Consider the following 19,406-nt stretch of genomic DNA (forward strand, 5'->3'; position numbering starts at 1 on the left):
TGATGGCATCCTGGCCTGGTGGGAGTGCTGTTCCGGTTACTCGAGCTGCTGTTGCTGATGCTGCCGCTGGTCGGCCTGATCGCGGCCGGTATCAAGGCGATCTCGTCGATGAACCGTCGGGCGACGCAGAACGCTGACACCGCGGACCAGAACGTCGGTGCCGATGACCTGGGCGGCGTCTCGGCGAGAAACCCCGCGGCGCACTGGCGGGCGATCCGGCGCGCGCTGGAGGCGCACGAGCAGACCGACGCACGCTGGTTGCAGTATGAGCTCGACGCGTCGCGCCTGCTGGACTACCCGCTGATGACCGATCTGCGGGATCCGCTGACCGCCAGCTTCCACAAGGCGAGGTTGCGTGCGGACCTGCACAAACCGCTGCGGGCAGAAGACCTCTTCGACGACCGCGATGCTGCGCGCCAGTATCTGGAGGCCGTCGAGGATTACGTCACCGCGTTCAACGCCGCGGAAGCCGAAGCGACCCGCCGGCGGCGCAGCGATTTCTCCGCCGAGGAAAATCAACGGCTGGCCCGGGCGCAAAGCCTGCTTCGGGTCGCCGCAGACAGCGGCGCGACAGCCCAGGAACGCCAGCATGCATACGGATTGGCGCGCACCGAGCTCGACGGCCTCATCGTGCTCCCCGACGCCACTCGCGCCGCAATCGAGCGTGCGATCGCCGGTGAGATCGACAGCTAGCCCTTCAGCCGCACCATGCGCGTGGTGGTGCTTTCATCGAGGTCGACGAGGTCACTGCGGGACCGCAGGAAATCGCTGAAAGACTTGAAGCCCAATGACTTTTCGCTGAACGACGGGTTCATCCGCTTCATCTGTGCCTTCACCTCGGAGTTGTGCAGCCAGTCCGCGTCGTCCTTCTCCTGGCCGATCCGCAGCGCCCGCTCGAGCAGCCCGGTCGCCGCGAGTTGCGGGTCCGGTGGCGGCGGCTCGTCCTCGGGTTCGGACGGACTTGCGTGCCGTCCGCGCTTGCGTGGTGGGGGCGCGGCGGGCGCGGTCGAGATCCCCGGCAGCGCGTCGTAGGTGACGAACTCGTCGCAGGCGGCGGCCAGCGATTGGCTGCTGGCGCCGGCCACGCCGATGCCGACAACGTAGCGGCCCAACCGTTTACAGCGCTGCGCCAACGCGATGTAGTCCGAATCGCCGCCGACGATCACGACATGGGTGAGGTCGGGCAGCCGGAACATGTCCTCGACGGCGTCGACTGCCAGCCGGATGTCGGCGCCGTTCTTGCCGTAGGCGGCTGCCGGGAAAAGCTGGACGAGGTCGACGGCGCGCCCGACCAGCTGGCCGTGGTAGTTCGCGTTCACCTCCGCTGACCAGTCGGCATAGGCGCGGGTGAGCACCAGCGTGCCGAACGAGGACGCGAAGTCCATGATCGCGCCGAGGTCGACGGTGGCGACCCGCAGCCGTTCCTTGTCGAGTCCCTTTGCTTTGTCTTTCTGGAAAGTGCTGCGACCGTGGACCTGGTCGTAGCGGGAGATGACGATGTTGTCGAAGTCGAAGTAGACGGCCACCCGGGTCGCGCTGGAGTCGGTCACCTGGCCATCGTCCGTCATCAACCGATCATTCGGTAGACGGTGCCCCGCTCGTCGCGCACCCAGAGGGTTTCGTCCGCGCCGATCGCGGTGCCCTCGGCGATCAACTGGCGTTTGAGCACCTTGTGGGTGGCGGTGCTGGGCAGCTCGGCAGCGATTCGGACGTAGCGCGGGCGCGCTTTGGGTGACAGATCTGGTTGCTCGTCGAGGAACGCTTCGAAGGATTCCGGGTCGAAGGCGCCGTCGTCGTGCAGCACCACCGCGGCCATCACCTGGTCGCCGACCCGCTCGTCCGGAACGGCATACACTGCCACCCGGTTGACCGCGTTGTGCCGCAACAGGATTCGCTCGATCGGCGCGGCCGCCAGGTTCTCCCCGTCCACCCGCATCCAATCGGCGGTGCGCCCGGCCAGGTAGATCCAGCCCTCAGCATCGCGGTAGGCGAGGTCCCCGGACCAGTACATGCCGTGCCGCATGCGTTCGGCATTGGCTTCGGGATCGTTGTAGTAGCCGGCGAACAAGCCCGAACCCGTCGTGTTGACCAGTTCGCCCACCGCTTCGTCGGCGTTGGCCAGCGCACCGTCTTCGTCGAACCGGGCGAGTGGGCACTCCGTGACGGTGTCGCTGTCGTACACCGCGACTCCGGCCATGCCTTTGCCGATCGAGCCCGACGGGGTGCCCGGTTCGCGCACCACGATGACCGCGTTCTCGGTGGAGCCGAAACCGTCCTCGACCCGGGCTCCGAAGCGGCTGCCGAACGCTTTGATGTCTTTCTCGTTGGCCTCGTTACCGAACGCCACTCGCAGCGGGTTGTCGGCGTCGTCGTCGCGTTCGGGTGTGGCCAGGATGTAGGCCAGGGGTTTGCCGACGTAATTCATGTAGGTGACGTCGTACCGGCGGACGTCATCGAGAAATTGGCTCGCCGAGAATTTCGCCGGCACGATGGCAGCGCCGGAGGCCACTGCGGGCGCCCATCCCGCGACCACTGCGTTGGAGTGGAACAGCGGCATGGACACATAGCAGGTGTCTGCAGAAGTCAGGGCGAAGCGCTCGGCCAGGTTTCGCCCGGAGAACACCGGCATCAGGTGCGGAAACTGCACGGCTTTGGGGTTGCCGCTGGTCCCGGACGTGAAGATCATCATGAACGGGTCCATCATCTCGACCTCACGATGGGGGACCAGCGGGCCGGCGCCCGCAACCATGTCCGTCCACTCCGCTGTCGAGGTGTCCAGGATCCGTGCCCCGGCCAGGTCCAGCCCGTCCAGCAGCCCCCGGTGCTCGGCGTCGGTGACGACGATCTGGCAGTCCGACCGCCGCACATCGGCGGCCAGCGCCTCACCCCGTCGCGTGGTGTTCAGTCCGCACAGGACATAACCGCCGAGCCCGGCGGCCGCCAACTGCGTCAGCATGTCCGGCGTGTTGGCCAGCAGCGACCCGATGTGCATGGGACGGTCCGGATCGGCGACGGCCAGCAGGGCCACGGCCCGCGCCGCCGATTCGGTAAGGTACTGACTCCAAGTCCATTGCAGCTCACCGTATTTCACTGCAATCGCGGAGTCTGACAGCCGCTCTCGCAGCAGTGCCTGGATCGTGTCGCTCATGAATTCGGTTCCGTCCGTTGTCGGGTCGCGCTGTGCTGCAGCTCGAGGTAGCTGCTGAGGATGTCGACGAGCACGCGACGTTCCTTGCTGGTGTCGACCGGACGGTGCATGACCAGTTGGTTGGCCACCATACCGCGCAACGTGGTCAGCAGGTGCCCACCGATGGCCGCGCTCTGGGTGGGGTCCAGGTCGCGGTCCAGCTCCGCGCCCAGCGTGCTGAAAGCCTTGCCCAGACGTTTGATGTGTCCGGTCGCCGCGGCGCCGCGGGTTGCGCGGGTGCCGATCAGGATCTCGGTCGCCGCGCGTGCGGTCGGGCTCGACATCGCTTGCCAGGCAGCGGTTACCACTGCGCTCACCCGCTCCCGCGTCGGAGTGCCGGGCGTGGCGGGCGGCAACGATTTCAGCGCGTCCAGCAATTCGGCGAAACCACGGTCTACCACCGCCATCAACAAACCGTCGCGGTCGCCGAAATGGTATTGGATCACTCCCCAGGTGACCCCGGCGGTGTCGGCGATGTGCCTGCCGCTGGCCGCGGCGATGCCTTCGCTGAGCAGGATCTGGACGGTCACGTCGATCACCATCGCGCGGGTGCGCTGGGCCCTGATCTGATTGCCGTGCGCCGGCCGGGTCGGAGCGTTTCGCCGCGACATCATCGCGCGGACACCGAGGTGGAAAACATTGCGGATGTGATGTTATGACAACGCCGGCGGATGGGGGTAGACGGGACCGCATTCGGGCAGTGCCCGCCTATGCTTGCGGCAATGGCGGAGAAGACGACGTGCGCAATCATCGGGGGCGGCCCGGCAGGCATGGTCCTGGGTCTCCTGCTGGCGCGTGCGGGTGTGGACGTCACGCTGCTGGAGAAGCACGGTGACTTCCTGCGCGACTTCCGTGGTGACACCGTGCATTGCTCGACGATGCGGCTACTCGACGAGCTCGGATTGTGGAAGTCGTTCTCGGCCTTGCCCTTTACCGAGGTGCGCAAGGCCGCTTTCCGATCCGACGGTCGCTCGGTGACCTACATCGACTTCGAGCGGCTGCGTCAACCGCACCCGTTCATCGCGATGGTGCCGCAATGGGACCTGCTGAACCTGCTCGCCGAGGCGGCCGGCACCGAACCCACCTTTACGCTGCGGATGAACAGTGAGGTCACCGGATTGATCCGGGACGGGGGCCGAGTCGCCGGAGTCCGCTACCGCGGCCCGGACGGTCCTGGCGAGCTCCGCGCCGACCTCACCGTCGGTTGCGATGGCCGCTGGTCGATCGCGCGTCAGGAAGCCGGTTTGCCCGCCCACGACTATCCGGTGAAGTTCGACGTGTGGTGGTTCAAGTTGCCGCGCGACGACGACACGGAGTTCTCCTTCCTGCCGCGCACCGGCCCGGGCAAAGCTTTGGGTGTCATCCCGCGCGAAGGCTATTTCCAGATCGCCTACATCGGAGTCAAGGGCACCGACGCCCAGTTGCGCGCGCAGGGTATCGAGGCCTTCCGTCGCGACGTCGCCGAGTTGGTGCCCGAGGCCTCTGGTTCAGCGAACTCGGTGGACGGACTCGCGTCGATGGACGACGTCAAGCACCTCGACGTCCGGGTGAATCGACTGCGCCGCTGGCACTGCGACGGGTTGCTGTGCATTGGTGACGCCGCTCACGCCATGTCCCCGCTAGGGGGAGTCGGGATCAACCTGGCGGTACAGGACGCCGTGGCTGCCGCCACCATTCTGGCCGAGCCGCTGCTACGACGTCGGGTCACCGGCCGTCACCTGGCGGCGGTCCGGCGACGCCGTGTGTTTCCCACCGCGACAACCCAATTCGTGCAGCGGATGCTGCACCGGGGGCTGCTCGGCCCGCTGCTGCGCGGCGAGGACCCCGCACCGCCGGCTGCGCTGTTCCGGGTGATCGAACGGCTGCCATGGCTGTCGGTGGTGCCGGCATACTTCATCGGGGTGGGTGTGCTGCCCGAGCATGCACCGGCCTTCGCGCGCCGTCCGTGAACGCTACGCGAATCCTCTGATCCTTCAACGAATTTCCGGGAGCAGCCGGCGCACGGCCGCAGCCGGTCGATTGGACTCACCCCCGGCCCGATGCCAACGACCGTTGTGGACCCTCGATCTCGACCGCCAGGTGGCACGCCATCCCGGCACGATTCGGCCGCGGATCATTCGGGTACCCCACGAATACAAGGCTCGTCGCAACCGCTGAATGAGCCGAAGGGAATACGGTAATGAACATCAAGAAGATCACTGGAACTGCCCTGATCAGCGGCGCTTTGGTCGCCGGGTCGATGGGAATGGGCATCGGGACGGCGTCAGCGAAACCGCACGTGCCGGGACCCCCGCCGATTCCGCCGGGTCAGGTCGACGGATGGAAGCCTGCGCCTGGTCAGGTCAAGCAATACTGCCCGTGGCAGTCGCCGCCTGGACACTGGATCGGCGGACCGCACGGCATTCCCTGCACCTGAGTTCGGCCTGATCAACCCAAGTCTGTCGCGGGGTGGCTCTACTAATGTAGAGTGCACCCGTGCGACAACCCCGTCGACGGCGCCGTGGATAAGCGCCGCAAACCCAATCCCGCCGAGCGCCGCCGTGATCTCTGCGACGCGGCGATCCAGTTGTTGGCCGATGACGGCGCCAAGGGGCTCAGCCATCTGAAGGTCGACCGCAAAGCGGCGGTGCCCGCCGGGACGACGTCTTTCTACTTCCGGACCCGGTCCGCGCTGTTGCTCGCGGTCGCCGAACGCCTGGCCGAGTTGGATCTGGCGAACTTGCAGTCCGTGGCCGACGATCCCGACGCCGGCCGCGCGCAGCGATCGCCTTCGTTGCTGTCGCAGGTAGTGATCCAGTCCGGCCGGGAGCCGGAACTGTCCCGGACCCGGGCCAGATACGAGCTGACGATGCAGGCCGCGCGTGATCCTCAGTTGGCGGCCACGCTGGCCCAGGGAACCGACGCGTTCACCAAGCTGCACCGCGAAATCCTGGTGCAACTGATGCCCCATGGGGCGGAGCTGGAATCGGCCGTTGTGGAAGATCTGAGCAACGTCACGCTGACCTTCATCAACGGTCTGCTGCTGCGCTTCGCCCACGGCGACCGAATCATCGACAGCGCAGAGCAACTCGACCGGATCCTGGCGGCCATCGCCAGCGGTGTTCTCAAAAGCCCGATGAAGGGCCAATTGACCGGTGCCGGCGACCCCCCGCCGCCTCGCCGCCGCAACACCAAAGCACCGGGTTAGATGCGCGGATTCGGTCTTGCCACGGCACCCGACGTGTGGTTCTCTACGAGTATAGAGAATGGCTTTCTATGACCTCGCTCGCAGCCCGGGTCGGGTCAAAACGCCAGTGGTAGGAGAGCTTTCGTGACGACAAGCACCGACAGCCAGGTCCGCTTCGACCCCTACGACGTCGGCCTGATCGCCGATCCGTACCCCATGTTCGCGCGGCTGCGGGAAGAGGCGCCGCTCTACTACAACGCGCAGTTCGACTTCTTCGCGCTGAGCCGGTTCGCCGATGTGAACAAGGCGCTCGTCGACCACGCCACTTTCAGTTCCGCGCGCGGTGCGATCTTGGAGCTGATCAAGGCCAACCTCGACATCCCGTCGGGATTACTGATTTTCGAGGATCCGCCGGTTCACGACGTGCACCGCAAGCTGTTGTCGCGCATGTTCACCCCGCGCAAGATCAGTGCACTCGAGCCGATGATCCGTGACTTCTGCGCGCAGTGCCTCGATCCCTGTATCGGCGCCGGCCAGTTCGACTTCGTCACCGACCTTGGGGCTCAGATGCCGATGAAGGTGATCAGCGCGCTGTTGGGGATTCCCGAGAACGATCAGGAATACATCCGCGACCGGGGCAACGCCCAGCTGCGCACCGAAGCAGGCCAACCGATGCGGGCTGCCGAACAGGGCGTGTCGGTGGGGGAGCAGTTCGCGGCCTATATCGACTGGCGCGCAGACAATCCGTCCGACGACATCATGACCGAACTGCTCAATGTCGAGTTCGTCGACGAATCCGGCACCACGCGGCACCTGACGCGAGACGAAATCCTGGTCTATCTCAATGTGGTCGCCGGAGCGGGCAACGAGACGACGACCCGGCTGATCGGTTGGGCGGGCAAGGTATTGGCCGAGCATCCCGACCAGCGTCGCGAGCTGGCCCGGGATCCCGGACTGATCCCGCAGGCGATCGAGGAGTTGCTTCGTTACGAGCCGCCCGCTCCGCATGTTTCGCGGTACGTGACCCGAGATGTCACCTGGTACGGGCAGACGGTGCCGGAGGGCTCGGTGATGATGATGCTGATCGGCGCCGCATGTCGGGATCCGCGCCAATTCGGGCCTGACGCCGACGAATTCAACATTCACCGTCCCGCTCGTCCGCACCTCACCTTCAGCGTCGGCACCCACTTCTGCCTGGGATCGGCCCTGGCTCGCCTGGAAGGACGTATTGCTTTGGAAGAAATCCTGAAACGCTTCCCGGAGTGGGAGGTCGATCTCACGAACGCGCACCTCAGCCCGACGTCGACGGTGCGAGGCTGGGAATCCATGCCGGCGCAGGTGTCTCGATGAGCGGTCGGGTCGAAGGGAAAGTGGCGCTCATCAGCGGCGCCGCGCGCGGCCAGGGCCGCAGTCACGCGGTGCGCCTGGCCCAGGAAGGCGCCGACATCATCGCGGTCGACATCTGCGGGCCCATCGAGAATCTCGCCTACCCTCATGCCACGCCCGACGATCTCGCCGAGACGGCCGACCTGGTGAAGGCACTCGACCGGCGCATCGTGACCGCCCAGGTCGACGTCCGCGACTACGACGCCCTCAAGTCGGCGGTGGACGGTGGGGTGGAACAACTCGGCAGGCTCGACGTCGTCGTGGCCAACGCAGGCATCGGCACCTTCGGCAACAAGCTGCACAAGATCGGCGAGGACGTCTGGCAGGACATGATCGACGTCAACCTCTCCGGCGTCTGGAAAACCGTGAAAGCCGGTGTGCCACATATCATCGCCGGCAAGCAGGGCGGCTCCATCGTGTTGACCGGCTCGGTCGGGTCGCACAAGGCGCTTGCCTACACCGGCCACTACATCGCCGCCAAGCACGGTGTGATGGGTCTGATGCGCAGCTTCGCCGTCGAGCTGGGTCAGCACATGATCCGGGTGAACTCGGTCCACCCCAGCCAGGTCAACACCCCGATGACGATGAACGAGGTGACGTTTCGGCTGTTTCGGCCGGACCTGGAAAATCCCGGACCCGAGGACTTCGCGCCGTTCTCCCAGATGACGCACACGCTGCCGGTGCCGTGGGTGGAGGCCGTCGACATCAGTAACGCGGTGCTGTTCCTGGCCTCAGACGAATCCCGTTACATCACCGGTGTTTCGCTGCCCGTCGACGCGGGCGCACTGCTCAAGTAATCCCTGACTCAACCACGCAACAGAACTGGAGAACCCATGCCCGAATACGACTACGAAGAGATGAAGAAGGAAGCCGAGCAGTACATCAAGTTCGAAAAGGATGTGAAGAACCGGATCGCCTACATCACCTTCGACCGTCCGGACGCCCAGAACTCCACCACCTTGGGCATGCGGCAGAACTACGCCGACCTGATCCACAAATGCAACGTGGACGACGACGTCAAGGTGGTGGTGATCCGGGGTGAGGGCGAGGATTTCGGCAGTGGCGGGGATTTGCCCGAACAGCGCGGGATGCTCGAGAACCCGGGCATGCCGTTGCTGCACGAACTCGCGATCAACGACGACGATGTCAAATACCCACCGGGCGGGTCGTACCGGTACCTGTCCACCGTCACCGACTTCTACGCCAAGGCACGAGCCGGAAACCGCCCGCTTCAAGAACTACGCAAGATCAGCATCATCGAAGCGAAGGGCTACTGCTACGGGTGGCACTTCTACCAGGCCGGCGACGCCGACCTGGTGATCTCTTCGGACGACGCGCTTTTCGGTCACCCCGCCTTTCGCTACGTGGGCTGGGGTCCGCGGTTGTGGTGGTGGGCCGAAACCATGGGGCTGCGCAAGTTCTCCGAGATGCTGTTCACCGGAAGGCCGTTCAGCGCCAAGGAGATGTACGACTGCGGATTCGTCAATAGCGTGGTGCCCCGCGACAAGCTGGAAGCCGAGACCGAGAAATACGCGCTCGCCTGTTCGCGCTCCCGCCCGACCGACACCGTCGCGGTGCAGAAGACTTTCCTGGAGCTCTACAAGCAGCACAAGGGTGAATACTTCGGCAGCCTGCTCACCGGCATGGTGGAAGGAATGCTGCCGATGATCGCCAACGATGCGCAAGAGGTCGACCTGACCGCCGGCACCTTCGAGAAGGGTTTGAACAATGTGGTCAAGGACAACGACATGAACTTTCCCCCGGAGTGGCGGTTGAGCCGATCGGGTCGTCAGAAGCCCTGATCGCCGTGTCGGCCTTGACCGGCATCGTCGTCGTCGAGTTGGACGACTCGGTGGCGGTCGAGTACTGCGGAAAGTTGTTGTCGGACTTCGGCGCCGAGGTCGTCAAGATCGAAGCGCCGGGGGTTGGCAGCCGCACCCGGGTCATGTCACCGGTCGTCGCCGAAACACGCGACGGCAGTGCGCTGTTCGGCTACCTGAACACCAACAAGTACTCGGTGGAGCTGGACGTCACCGATTCCGCGGGTATGCACCGCCTGGAGCGGTTGATCGGCGGAGCGGACGTCGTGCTGAGCGCGAGCGCCGCGGACTTCGCTGCCCGGCACCCAGCCATGGTGTGTTGTTCGATCACGCCGTTCGGCGTGGGAGAGTTCGAGAACGCCAAGAGTATCAACGTGTTCCACGCCAGCGGTTGGGGCTACCACACCCCGAGTCATGCCGACCGCGCCGCGCCGCCGCTGCAGGGTCCCGGTCGATTTCTCGCCGACTATGAGGCCGGGCTCGACGCGGCATTGTGCGTCGTGTCCGCACTGCTGGGACGGCTGCGACGCGGCCAGGGTGAATCCATCGACGTCTCCGCACAGGCCGTGCTGGTGTCGCGAGCCGACTGCATCGTCGGTCGGTTCCTCGCCGGAGAGGATCCCGCCACCGGTGACCGCGGCGATTACGACCAGCGGGGCCCAGCGTCATTCTTCGCGTGCGCGGACGGCTTCGTCTATCTGTACGTGACCAACCGCGCGCACTGGCTGGGCATCAAAGCGTTGCTGGACCAACCGGTTTGGTTGGATGAGTTCGACGATGACTGGTTGGAGTTCTCGGTAACGGCCGCGAAGGTCGACACTTTCCAGCGTGGATTCGCCGCATGGGTTCGCAACCTGGACAAGGAGTCCGCTGCCGAGCGCGCACAGCGGCTGGGGGTTCCGCTGGTCCCGGTCAACGACGCCGAGGATCTGCGTCGATCCGCTCAGTATCGGCACCGCGGCTTCTTCCGAACGTTGCGGCACCCGGTGCTGGGCACCGGATCCTATCCCGGCGTCCCGTATGCGCTGAGTGCCTCTCCTGCCGAACTCGTCTCCGCCGCACCAACTCTCGGGCAGCACACCGATCAGATCCTGCACCGCCCCGATCGCCGCGTCGGACCGACGCCGCGGTCGCGGCCCGCCCGGCCTGGCACGGAGCGCGGCGGACCACTGCAAGGGGTGCGGGTCGTCGAGCTGACCAAGGTGTGGGCCGGCCCATACGCGGGAAAGTTGCTGGCGCTGTTGGGTGCCGAAGTGATCAAGGTCGAGACCGCGAGCAGTCCCGAGGAGATGCGCGCCTACGGGGGGACCGACATCGACCACGCGCCCTACTTCCTGAGCATCAACCCCGAGATCCGCAGCGTCGACCTCGACATCAAGACGCCGGACGGACGGGCGCGACTGCGTGAGCTGATCGCGCAGAGCGACATCGTGATCAACAACCTGCGCCCTGGGGCTATGGAGCGCCAGGGTCTGGGTTTTCAGGATCTCGCGGCGATCAATGCGGACATCATCGCGGTATCGATCAAAATGTGGGGCAACGACGGTCCGCAAGCGCATCAGACCGGGTATGCGCCGTGTTTCGCCGCGTTGGCCGGGCTCGCCGCGCTGGTGGGTTATGCGGGTGGTCCGCCGCTCGGGATGAGCATGCGTTACGGCGATTCCACGGTCGGTGCGGCCGCGGCCTATGCGGCCGTGGTGGCTTTACTGCATCGCGAACTCACCGGCACCGGTCAATTCGTCGACGTGGCGGCGGTCGAGACGCTGTCCTCGATGATCGGGGACAGCCTGCTCGAACAGAGCCTCACCGGAAAGCCGCTGGTACCCGTCGGCAACACCAACCCCGACATGTGCCCGCACGGTTGCTACCCGTGCGCGGACGACACGTGGATCAGTGTGGCCATTGCCGATGACGCTGAATGGCAACGGTTTTGCCGGGTGCTCGATGCGCCGCTGCTGGCAACCGAGACGCGCTACGCGACGTCGGGCGGTCGGCTCCGGCACGCGCAGGAGCTGGATGCCGAAATCGCGCTGCTTACCCGACACCACGAAGCCGCCGAACTCAGCGGCCGGCTGCGCCGAGCGGGTGTCGCGGCGTGCAAGAGCGCCACCTCGTTGGATGTGATCAGCGACCCACGGCTCTGGGACCGCGAGCTGTACCGGTTCGTCAGCGATCATCGCGAGGGTCAGCGCCCGATCGTGGGACCGTCCTGGCGGATGGCCCGTGACCCGGCGCAGATCACGCGCGGCGCACCGAACCTGGGCGAGGACACCGAATATGTGCTGCGCGAGATCGTGCGCACCGAACCACGATCGGATGCCCGAACATGACGGCAAAACTGGCCGGCACCGCAGCACTGGTGACGGGCGCGAGCAGCGGCATCGGTGCTGCGACGGCGAAAGCGCTGGCCGCGCAAGGCGCCGCGGTGGCGTTGTTGGCGCGGCGGGCCGACCGCCTGCGGGCCCTGCAGGCCGAACTCGAATCCAGCGGCGGCACAGCACTTCCGGTGCCCGCGGACGTCACCGATGCCGAGCAGGTAGCCGCCGCCGTCGAACGCGCCGTGACCGAGCTGGGCCGGCTCGACATCGTGGTGAACAATGCCGGCCTGATGCAGCCGGGAGCCGCGACCGAGGCATCACTGCGGGACTGGGACGACATGGTCGCGGTCAACGTCCAGGGGGTGCTGTACGTCACCCGTGCCGCCTTGCCGTATCTTGTTGCGGCGGCTGCGGATTCACCACGTGGAGTGGCCGACCTGGTCACCGTCAGCTCCACCGCGGGCTGGGTGGCCCGACCGGGCACGGCGGTCTACTCGCTGACGAAATTCGGTGTCAACGCGTTCAGCGAGGGCATCCGGCAGGAGATGATCGCCAAGCGGGTCCGGGTCGGGGTGGTGGGACCCGGGACCGTCGACACCGAGATCTTCACGCATCTGGCCGCGCCCTCCCGCGACGCGTTCGAGCGGCAAACCGCCGATATGGTCAAGCTCGTTCCGGAGGACATCGCAGATGCCGTGCTGTACATGGTCACTCGTGACCGTCGGGTGGCGGTCAACCACATGCTGGTGCGTGCGGCCGAGCAGACCTGGTGATGGACGGCCGATGGATCCCCGGCGACGACAGCGGGCTGATGATTCCCCTGGAGCCCAGCGCGTTACGTGACAGTGGCCCACGGTTCTTGACCGACGCATTCCGGGCGTCAGGAGCGTTGGCTGCCGACAACTTCGTCTCCGACGTCACGGCTTTCGACGAGATCGACGCCGGAAGTACCGGACGCAAAAGTGGCACTGTCGGTCGAATACGCCAGCCCCGGCCCGGCGCTGCATACCGAGCTGTTCGTGAAGTTCTCCCGTGATCTGCGCAACCCGATTCGGGATCGCGGCAAGACGCAGATGGAGCCGGAAGTCCGGTTCGCAGCGCTGTCCCGTGCACCGGCGTTCCCAATCTCGGTGCCGCACGCGCTGTTTGCCGACTATCAGCGGGCGAGCGGCACCGGGATTCTGATCACCGAGCGGATAGAGTTCGGCCGCAACGGGATTGAGCGTCAATATCACAAGTGCCTCGACTACGAGATGCCCGCGCCCGCCGAACACTATGGAGCACTGTTGGCCGCGCTGGCCCGGCTGGCGGGAACTCACCGCTCCGGTCGGTTGCCGGCATACCTGACCGCACACTTTCCGCTGGACGTACGGGGCGCCACGGTGGGGGAGCGCCGTGTGCTCAGTACGGACCAGCTCGAACGCAGGTTGTCCCAGCTGGCTGATTTCGTCGACGTCGCGCCTGGGCTGCTGCCCGCGAACGTGGCGGATCCGATGTTTGTGGCCCGGCTGCGCGAGGACGTGCCACGCATCGCCGAGCACGAGGGCACCGTAATGCGGTTGCTCGCCAACGACTCCGACTACGTTGCGCTGTGCCACTGGAACGCCAACGTGGACAACGCCTGGTTCTGGCGCGACCCCGGCGGCGTGCTGCGCTGCGGATTACTGGACTGGGGCTGTGTCGGCCAGATGAACCTCGGTATGGCCATCTGGGGAGCCATGTCGGGCGCCGAAACCGACTTGTGGAACGATCATTTCGACGCGCTGCTGCGGCTGGTCGCCAACGAAGTGCGCGGTCACGGCGGACCGGAGTTGGACCCGGACAGGCTGCGCCGCCACACCCTGCTCTATGCGGCCGCGATGGGTGTCGCCTGGCTGCTGGACGTACCGGCGTTGATCGGCAAGCGATTCGGCGCGGACGTTCCCGCTGATCGCAAGGACCCCCGCATCAGGGACGACGAAAGTGTCCGCGCGCCACTGCAGATGTTGTCGAATCTGCTCAACCTATGGGAACGGCACCGCGTTGGTGAGTTGCTCGAACTAGCTCTGGCCGAAGAAAAATCAGCACGGCGCTGAGCTATAGCTGCTCCAGGACGCGGCGATTACGCTGACGCTGAGGGGGTCGTGATGAGTTCCAGCGTGTTTCCTGCTGCGGGGTGAGGCGCGTCAGCCGCTGCGCGGTTTCGGTGTGAATCGTTGGATTCGATTGTGAAGTCACGGCTTTCGGAGTGAGCCCAGGGCGGGGAAATCGACAAAAATCCCGCCCAGGCTTCACCCTCAACGCCCAGGATTCACACTCAAAACCCAGGCTTCACGCTCACACGGCAGCGGCTGCTGACGCTGTTAACCGGGCTTCTTCAGATGCGGCCCTAACATCTGGTGCCACGCCCTGGACATGTTGCGGAATTCCTCCTCGCAATTGCCGGCGCGGTCTTCCGGCAGGTCTCCGGAGCTGACGATGTCGGCATTGGCGGTGATGTCCGACCCGTAGATCCAGCACTCCCAGTTGTACATGCGGGTGATGTCCATCGAATGCCCGTCCCAGAAGGGAAGCTCGTTCGCATCGCCCGCCTCCCGGGCGCTGAGCTTCCAGTCCTGCGCGGTATCGGTCGCGATGCGCACCCCGTTGGGGTAGGGCTTTCCGTCCGCGCCGGGGTCCAGCAGTTCGAAGGCCGACAGTTGGTCGGCGACGTCCTCTTCCCGACCGGTGAACGCGAGCTCGTAGATGGCCAGGGTGGCGTGGCCGAGCTCGTGATAGAACCCCGAAATCGTCGCGTTGACCGCGGCCAGCGCCGGATTGGGATTCTCGAAACGCGCGAATCGCGCCTCGCTCTCTTGGATGTCCTCGTAGCACAGTTGGATCTCGTTGAGGTTGGGGTCCCAGTAGTCGTTGGCCTCACCGCATTGCTTGCCCACCGCCCCGACGTCGTGCGGCAGGTTCAGGGTGTCGTTGACGTGCCCGGCGACGCTTTCCAGCAGCTTGGCGTCAACCATCAATTGGCGGCCGCGCTGCGCCTCGGGGGTGGTGGCGTCCTCGTAGCGGATTGTCATCTTGGCCGCCACCGGGGGCTCGTTGGTCGCGGTGATCGACGTGGTCTCCGCCGATTCGGCCGCCGGCGACCTGTCGTCGGAATGGTGCGAGGTGTTCTTCGACCCGCCGCACCCGGCCGCCACCAGTGCGGCGCAGGCGGCGACGACGATGACTGGCCTGCGCATGCCGCTGACCCCCTTCGATGATGCGGTGCCGTTTCTCGTGGTCTGCCCCGGGACCGGTGAGAACGTTACGACACTCGGCTTCGAGAACGGGGGTAAACGCCGCAGCGAGATGGGCGTTTCGCGGCGTAGATCGGCTGCGCGGCGAACCCGGTCAGCAGGTCGTTGAACGGTTTTCGGGACGGCTCAAGGATTCGACAGGAGCAGCATCACCCGGCCCCCTGATGTCGGCTGGGGGAAGGCGCTTTCGTCGAAGCCGTAATATCGCCGCTGCTCGGCGGTGATGTCGTCGACCACCTTTCCGGTGGCCTGCAATGCCCCGCCGCGGGCGTCGGCCATCACACCCCGGAAGTCGGGCACCGACAACGCCTCGGCCAGCAACAATGCGTCACCGCCGGACGGGAGCCGCACCAGCACGCCGGCGCCCGCATAGTTGTTGCCGCCTCGGCCGGTGCCCCGCGGCGCCCAATAGATCGGACCCGACGTCACCGTCCCCCGCACCCGCCGGTAGTCGCCGGGATGCTGCGCGTCGACGACGGTGACGACGGGCAAGGCGGCTATGGTGTGTTGCTCCTTGACCCACATGACGCCGAGCGGGACACAGACGATCGCGTACATCATCGCCAACAAGACGAGCACCGGCTTCCACGCGATCTCCCAACCCAGGCGGGCCTGCGAGATCGGCATTCCGGCGAGCTGCTCGTCGAGGTCGCGGCGCCCGAACCGGAAGACGTACCAGGACAGGATGCGCGCCAGCGCCATGACGGCGAGGATGGCGAGTCCGACGATGCCGCAGACCCGGAAGTAGAACGTGCTGTCGCCCTGGTTGGCAGTCGCGGCGACCATCACGGCCGGGATCGGTGCCGTGAGCAGCAACAGCAGCGCGTAGGACGGGTGGCTGGTCAGAAACGGATAGGTCACCGTCCAGGCCCGGTTGCCGCCGTAGACGGTTACCGGCCCCACGTCGGCGTGGACCGTCGGCGTCCAGGATCCCTCGACCATTCGGGGCTGCACCAAGGACCGTACGAACAGAGCCCCGAAGATCAGCGCGACGACCAGGGCTCCCCAGAACACCGTGTCGAGCCGTTCACCGGTGCCGGGCACCCCGAAAGCGCCATGGATGTCGATCAACTTTCCGATGAAGAACATCAACGGCAGCGCGAAGAGCAACTCCAACAGCCAGACTTGGATCAGCTGCGGGATGCGGGAACCGAGTCGGTCGAAGGCCAGCACCCGTCGCCACAGGAACTGCCCGGCACCCATGACGCAAGACCCTATCGAGCCCGGAGACGCCCGGGTTTGACGACAGCGGCTGCGTCGACCACGAAACCACTGTCGATCTGATTACGGTGGTGGTTGAATTAGCCGACTTTGTCCGGGGGTCGGTCTTGAATGAGAAGGTGATGCACCAGTTGCACTCCTACGAGGCGCCGCGTGACACCGCTGGCGCGGCGCGGCTGAGGTTCACGTGCTGATCGGCCGGTTCATCTATCGGTTTGCGCTGCTGATCGTCGGTGTCTGGGCGCTGTTGGCGGTAGCGGGCAACAGCCTCACTCCGCCGCTCGAGCAGGTCGTCGCCGACGAGGATCAGACGTTCATGCCGTCGGGCACCGCCACATCGTTGGCGGTGCAGCGTTCGGCGGCGGCCTTCGAGCAAGCGCCCACCGACAACGTCGACTACCTGATCCTGGCGCGCAACGGAACTCTCGACGACCGGGACCGGGCGTTCTACGACAAGCTGGTGGCGGCCCTGCGCGCGGACACCGCGCACGTCCTGCAGGTGACGGATTGGTGGCAGGTACCGGTCACGGCGGACGCGGCAATGAGCGAGGACCGTCATGTGATGACCGCGCCCCTGCGGTTGGTGGGCATGATCGGCACCTCGGAAGCCGTCGACTCGATCAACGCGGTGCGCGCGGTCGTCGCGCAATCGCACCCGCCCGACGGTTTGCGTGTCTACGTCAGCGGACCCGGCGCCACCATCATGGACGAGTTCGAGGCAATCGACCGGCAGACGCAGGTCATCACCGCCACGACTGTCGTGGTGCTGCTCGTCCTGCTGCTGATCGTCTACCGGTCGATGATCACCGCGATGGTGCCTCTGGTGTCGGTCATCGTCGCGCTGGCCGTGGCCAAGCCGGTGGTGTCCCATCTTGCCGCCCAGGAGCTCATCAGCATTTCGTTGTTCTCGCTGTCGGTCAGTGTCGCGGTGGCCGTCGGGGCGGGGACCGGCTTCGCCATCTTTCTGATCGGGCGCTACCACGAACGCCGACGACAGGATCTCCCGCCGGTCGACGCGCTCGCCGACGCGTACCGGGCGGTGGCGCCGGCGATCGTGGGCTCGATAATCATGGTCGTCGCGCCGTTGGGTGCCTTGGCGTGGCTCAGCCTGTCCCGGATCAGCATGTTCGCAACGACCGGATTTCTGTGCGCGATCGGCGTGCTCGCGACCGGCCTGTCGGCGCTGACCCTGACGCCGGCCATCGTCGCGCTCGCCGGCCGGGCGGACCTGATCAGACCGCCGCAGGCAGAACGACTCAGGCGCCGGTGGCGACGAATCGGAATCCAGGTGGCGCGTTGGCCGGCGCCGATTCTGGTCGCCAGCGGCATTCTGGTGCTGATCCTGATCATCGGTCTGCCCGGTGTGCCGATCGGGTGGGACGAAATCACGGCGACCTCGGCCAAATCCGAATCCCGCCGTGGCTACGACCTGGTCGACCGGCACTTCCCGCCCAACCAACTGCTGCCCAACGTCGTCACGATCGAGACCGACCACGACATCCGCAATCCCGCCGGCGTGACCGCCATCGAACAGATCACCGGCACGGTCATGGCGATCTCGGGTGTGCGCATGGTGCAGTCCGCCAGTCACCCGGGCGGAATGGTCTCCAAGCAGGCCGCTTTGACCGCGACCGGAGGCAATGTCGGTGACCGCCTCGACGAATTCGGCGACCTGGTCGCGGCACGGGACACGACCTTCGTCAAACTCGACGCCGCGGTGGGAGAGCTGGTCCACGGACTCGATCTGATTCAGTCCGGCGCTTATGCGGGTAGTTACGCGATCGGTGGTGTCAGCCTGGCGGTTCATCTGACGCAGGAAGCCGTCACCAAGATCCGGGATCGTTCCGCGGAAGTCTCCGAGATCTTCGATCCACTGCGCCGGTTCGTCGGCGCGATCACCGGCTGCCGCACGACTCCGGTCTGTTCGGCCGCTCAGGAGGCGGTGCAGTGGTCGGGCGCCGTCGTCGAGGGCTCGAACAACCTCGTCGACACCGCCGAGCAACTCGCCAAGCAGATCGCCGACGCGGCAGCGGTGTCGGGTCTACCGGGTTTGCCGAGTGCGTTGCTGGGTCTCAGCGGCCAGATGGACCAGACGCGGGCGCTGGCCGCGAGCGTGAAGGAGGTGCTGAACCACCCCCGTCCGGTGTCGGCGCAAGAACTGCCGACCTACCTGCACAGCCTCGTCTCCATCTCGCAAGGCAGCCCCGGCGTCGACCTCTACGCCTCCCGGAAGATCCTGACCGACCCCAACATGCGTCCCGCGCTGAATGAGTTCTTCTCGCCGAACGGTCATGCCACTCGGCTGTACGTCTACGGCAACGGGCACGAGTGGGGCGACGAGGGTGCGGTACGAGCCCGGGCGATAGCCGCTGCGGTTGCCGATGCAACCCGGGACGGCACTTTGAAATCCACCGCTATCCAACTCACCGGCGTCGGACCGGTCACCCGCGACCTTCAAGACGTCATCGGCGGTGATCTGGTTCTGCTGGCGGTGCTGACGTTCGGCGTGATCCTGTTCATCTCCGCCGCGCTGTTGCGCAGTCCGATCGCCGGTTTGGTGGTGCTGGGCACCATCGCGACGTCCTATGTCTGTGCCCTCGGTGCCAGCGTGCTGATCTGGCACCGCCTGCTGCAGCACGAATTGCACTGGTCGGTACCGCCGATCGCGTTCGTGTCGATGGTCGGCATGGCATCCGGGGGGAATCTGCTGTTCGCCCTGCGCATCCGCGAGGGACTGCCGGCGGGCCTGCGCACCAGCATCATTCGCGCGTTCGCCGCGACGGGCGGGGTGGTCGCTGCCGGGGGAGTGGTGGTGGGAATCACGATGATCGCGCTGGCCCCGAGCAGTGTGTTGAGCGTGTCGCAGATCGGCGTCACGGTAGGCCTCGGGCTGTTGCTGAACGCCCTGGTGGTGCGCGCGTTCGTGCTGCCGGCCATGATGGTGGTGCTCGACCGCTTTCTCTGGTGGCCACGACGACCGGTCGCCGCCGAGGAGGAACTCGAGCCGATCAGTGCGTGAATCTATTTCTGTCCCAA

At 65.9% G+C, this 19,406-nt stretch carries 15 protein-coding genes and 1 pseudogene; 11 read left to right on the forward strand and 5 right to left on the reverse strand.

The genetic code is table 11. The features are described 5' to 3' along the window. The first annotated feature begins 18 nt into the window (after positions 1-18). Complete coding sequence (locus AC5Y46_RS13635; protein WP_499991637.1) at positions 19-693, forward strand: hypothetical protein; 675 nt, start codon at positions 19-21, stop codon at positions 691-693. Here AC5Y46_RS13635 and AC5Y46_RS13640 read toward each other — a convergent pair. Genes AC5Y46_RS13640 through AC5Y46_RS13650 form a run of 3 tightly spaced genes read right to left on the reverse strand, consistent with a single transcriptional unit; the run spans position 690 to position 3,798 of the window. Next, positions 690-1,568, reverse strand: coding sequence for an NYN domain-containing protein (locus AC5Y46_RS13640; RefSeq protein ID WP_499991638.1), 879 nt, complete (start codon positions 1,566-1,568; stop codon positions 690-692). The two genes, AC5Y46_RS13635 and AC5Y46_RS13640, sit on opposite strands and share 4 nt — an antisense overlap. Further along, complete coding sequence (gene fadD1, locus AC5Y46_RS13645; protein WP_499991639.1) at positions 1,568-3,148, reverse strand: fatty-acid--CoA ligase FadD1; 1,581 nt, start codon at positions 3,146-3,148, stop codon at positions 1,568-1,570. The genes AC5Y46_RS13640 and fadD1 overlap by 1 nt, the downstream gene beginning before the upstream one ends. Next, entirely contained in the window at positions 3,145-3,798 is a 654-nt protein-coding gene (locus AC5Y46_RS13650) for a TetR/AcrR family transcriptional regulator (RefSeq protein WP_499991640.1), read from the reverse strand. The genes fadD1 and AC5Y46_RS13650 overlap by 4 nt, the downstream gene beginning before the upstream one ends. Positions 3,799-3,909: 111 nt before the next feature. Here AC5Y46_RS13650 and AC5Y46_RS13655 point away from each other — a divergent pair, with 111 nt between their 5' ends. The 9 genes and pseudogenes from AC5Y46_RS13655 to AC5Y46_RS13695 all read left to right on the forward strand — a co-directional run bounded on the left by AC5Y46_RS13655 (position 3,910) and on the right by AC5Y46_RS13695 (position 13,952). After that, positions 3,910-5,136: an FAD-dependent oxidoreductase gene (locus tag AC5Y46_RS13655; RefSeq protein WP_499991641.1), complete on the forward strand. Its 1,227-nt coding sequence runs from the start codon at positions 3,910-3,912 to the stop codon at positions 5,134-5,136. 230 nt (positions 5,137-5,366) lie between these two features. Beyond that, positions 5,367-5,603, forward strand: coding sequence for a hypothetical protein (locus AC5Y46_RS13660; RefSeq protein WP_499942581.1), 237 nt, complete (start codon positions 5,367-5,369; stop codon positions 5,601-5,603). Between the two features lie 84 nt (positions 5,604-5,687). Then, a complete protein-coding gene (locus tag AC5Y46_RS13665; protein ID WP_499942871.1) occupies positions 5,688-6,374 on the forward strand; it encodes a TetR/AcrR family transcriptional regulator in 687 nt (228 codons plus the stop codon). A 123-nt stretch (positions 6,375-6,497) separates the two neighbouring features. Further along, positions 6,498-7,703 (forward strand): cytochrome P450, encoded by a 1,206-nt coding sequence (locus AC5Y46_RS13670; RefSeq protein WP_499991647.1) that lies wholly within the window; start codon positions 6,498-6,500, stop codon positions 7,701-7,703. Next, positions 7,700-8,536, forward strand: coding sequence for a mycofactocin-coupled SDR family oxidoreductase (locus AC5Y46_RS13675; RefSeq protein WP_499991649.1), 837 nt, complete (start codon positions 7,700-7,702; stop codon positions 8,534-8,536). The genes AC5Y46_RS13670 and AC5Y46_RS13675 overlap by 4 nt, the downstream gene beginning before the upstream one ends. 36 nt (positions 8,537-8,572) lie before the next feature. After that, on the forward strand, positions 8,573-9,541 hold the full coding sequence (locus tag AC5Y46_RS13680) for an enoyl-CoA hydratase/isomerase family protein (protein ID WP_499942575.1): 969 nt from the start codon (positions 8,573-8,575) through the stop codon (positions 9,539-9,541). Positions 9,542-9,546: 5 nt separating this feature from the next. Then, entirely contained in the window at positions 9,547-11,889 is a 2,343-nt protein-coding gene (locus AC5Y46_RS13685) for a CaiB/BaiF CoA transferase family protein (protein ID WP_499991779.1), read from the forward strand. Then, positions 11,886-12,650, forward strand: a complete 765-nt coding sequence (locus tag AC5Y46_RS13690) for an SDR family NAD(P)-dependent oxidoreductase (protein ID WP_499991651.1) — start codon at positions 11,886-11,888, stop codon at positions 12,648-12,650. Before AC5Y46_RS13685 ends, AC5Y46_RS13690 begins: the two co-directional genes overlap by 4 nt. Next, positions 12,650-13,952 (forward strand): annotated as a pseudogene (locus tag AC5Y46_RS13695) (hypothetical protein). The gene AC5Y46_RS13690 and the pseudogene AC5Y46_RS13695 overlap by 1 nt, the downstream one beginning before the upstream one ends. Positions 13,953-14,219: 267 nt before the next feature. On the opposite strand, the gene AC5Y46_RS13700 reads toward AC5Y46_RS13695, so the two are convergent. Then, the gene (locus AC5Y46_RS13700) at positions 14,220-14,927 is read right to left on the reverse strand and encodes a DUF4344 domain-containing metallopeptidase (RefSeq protein WP_499991781.1); all 708 of its coding nucleotides are present in this window, start codon (positions 14,925-14,927) and stop codon (positions 14,220-14,222) included. 348 nt (positions 14,928-15,275) lie between these two features. Continuing rightward, on the reverse strand, positions 15,276-16,352 hold the full coding sequence (locus AC5Y46_RS13705; RefSeq protein WP_499991653.1) for a hypothetical protein: 1,077 nt from the start codon (positions 16,350-16,352) through the stop codon (positions 15,276-15,278). Positions 16,353-16,557: 205 nt separating this feature from the next. Here AC5Y46_RS13705 and AC5Y46_RS13710 point away from each other — a divergent pair, with 205 nt between their 5' ends. Then, the gene (locus tag AC5Y46_RS13710; protein WP_499991654.1) at positions 16,558-19,389 is read left to right on the forward strand and encodes an MMPL/RND family transporter; all 2,832 of its coding nucleotides are present in this window, start codon (positions 16,558-16,560) and stop codon (positions 19,387-19,389) included. Positions 19,390-19,406 lie beyond the last annotated feature (17 nt).

The organism is Mycobacterium sp. NGS59, from assembly GCF_059812345.1.

Coding starts and splice junctions, on each gene's coding strand:
- AC5Y46_RS13640 (WP_499991638.1), bottom strand. CDS start 1,568: ATGACGGACGATGGCCAGGTGACCGACTCCAGCGCGACCCGGGTGGCC.
- fadD1 (WP_499991639.1), bottom strand. CDS start 3,148: ATGAGCGACACGATCCAGGCACTGCTGCGAGAGCGGCTGTCAGACTCC.
- AC5Y46_RS13650 (WP_499991640.1), bottom strand. CDS start 3,798: ATGTCGCGGCGAAACGCTCCGACCCGGCCGGCGCACGGCAATCAGATC.
- AC5Y46_RS13655 (WP_499991641.1), top strand. CDS start 3,910: ATGGCGGAGAAGACGACGTGCGCAATCATCGGGGGCGGCCCGGCAGGC.
- AC5Y46_RS13660 (WP_499942581.1), top strand. CDS start 5,367: ATGAACATCAAGAAGATCACTGGAACTGCCCTGATCAGCGGCGCTTTG.
- AC5Y46_RS13675 (WP_499991649.1), top strand. CDS start 7,700: ATGAGCGGTCGGGTCGAAGGGAAAGTGGCGCTCATCAGCGGCGCCGCG.
- AC5Y46_RS13680 (WP_499942575.1), top strand. CDS start 8,573: ATGCCCGAATACGACTACGAAGAGATGAAGAAGGAAGCCGAGCAGTAC.
- AC5Y46_RS13690 (WP_499991651.1), top strand. CDS start 11,886: ATGACGGCAAAACTGGCCGGCACCGCAGCACTGGTGACGGGCGCGAGC.
- AC5Y46_RS13700 (WP_499991781.1), bottom strand. CDS start 14,927: ATGACAATCCGCTACGAGGACGCCACCACCCCCGAGGCGCAGCGCGGC.
- AC5Y46_RS13705 (WP_499991653.1), bottom strand. CDS start 16,352: ATGGGTGCCGGGCAGTTCCTGTGGCGACGGGTGCTGGCCTTCGACCGA.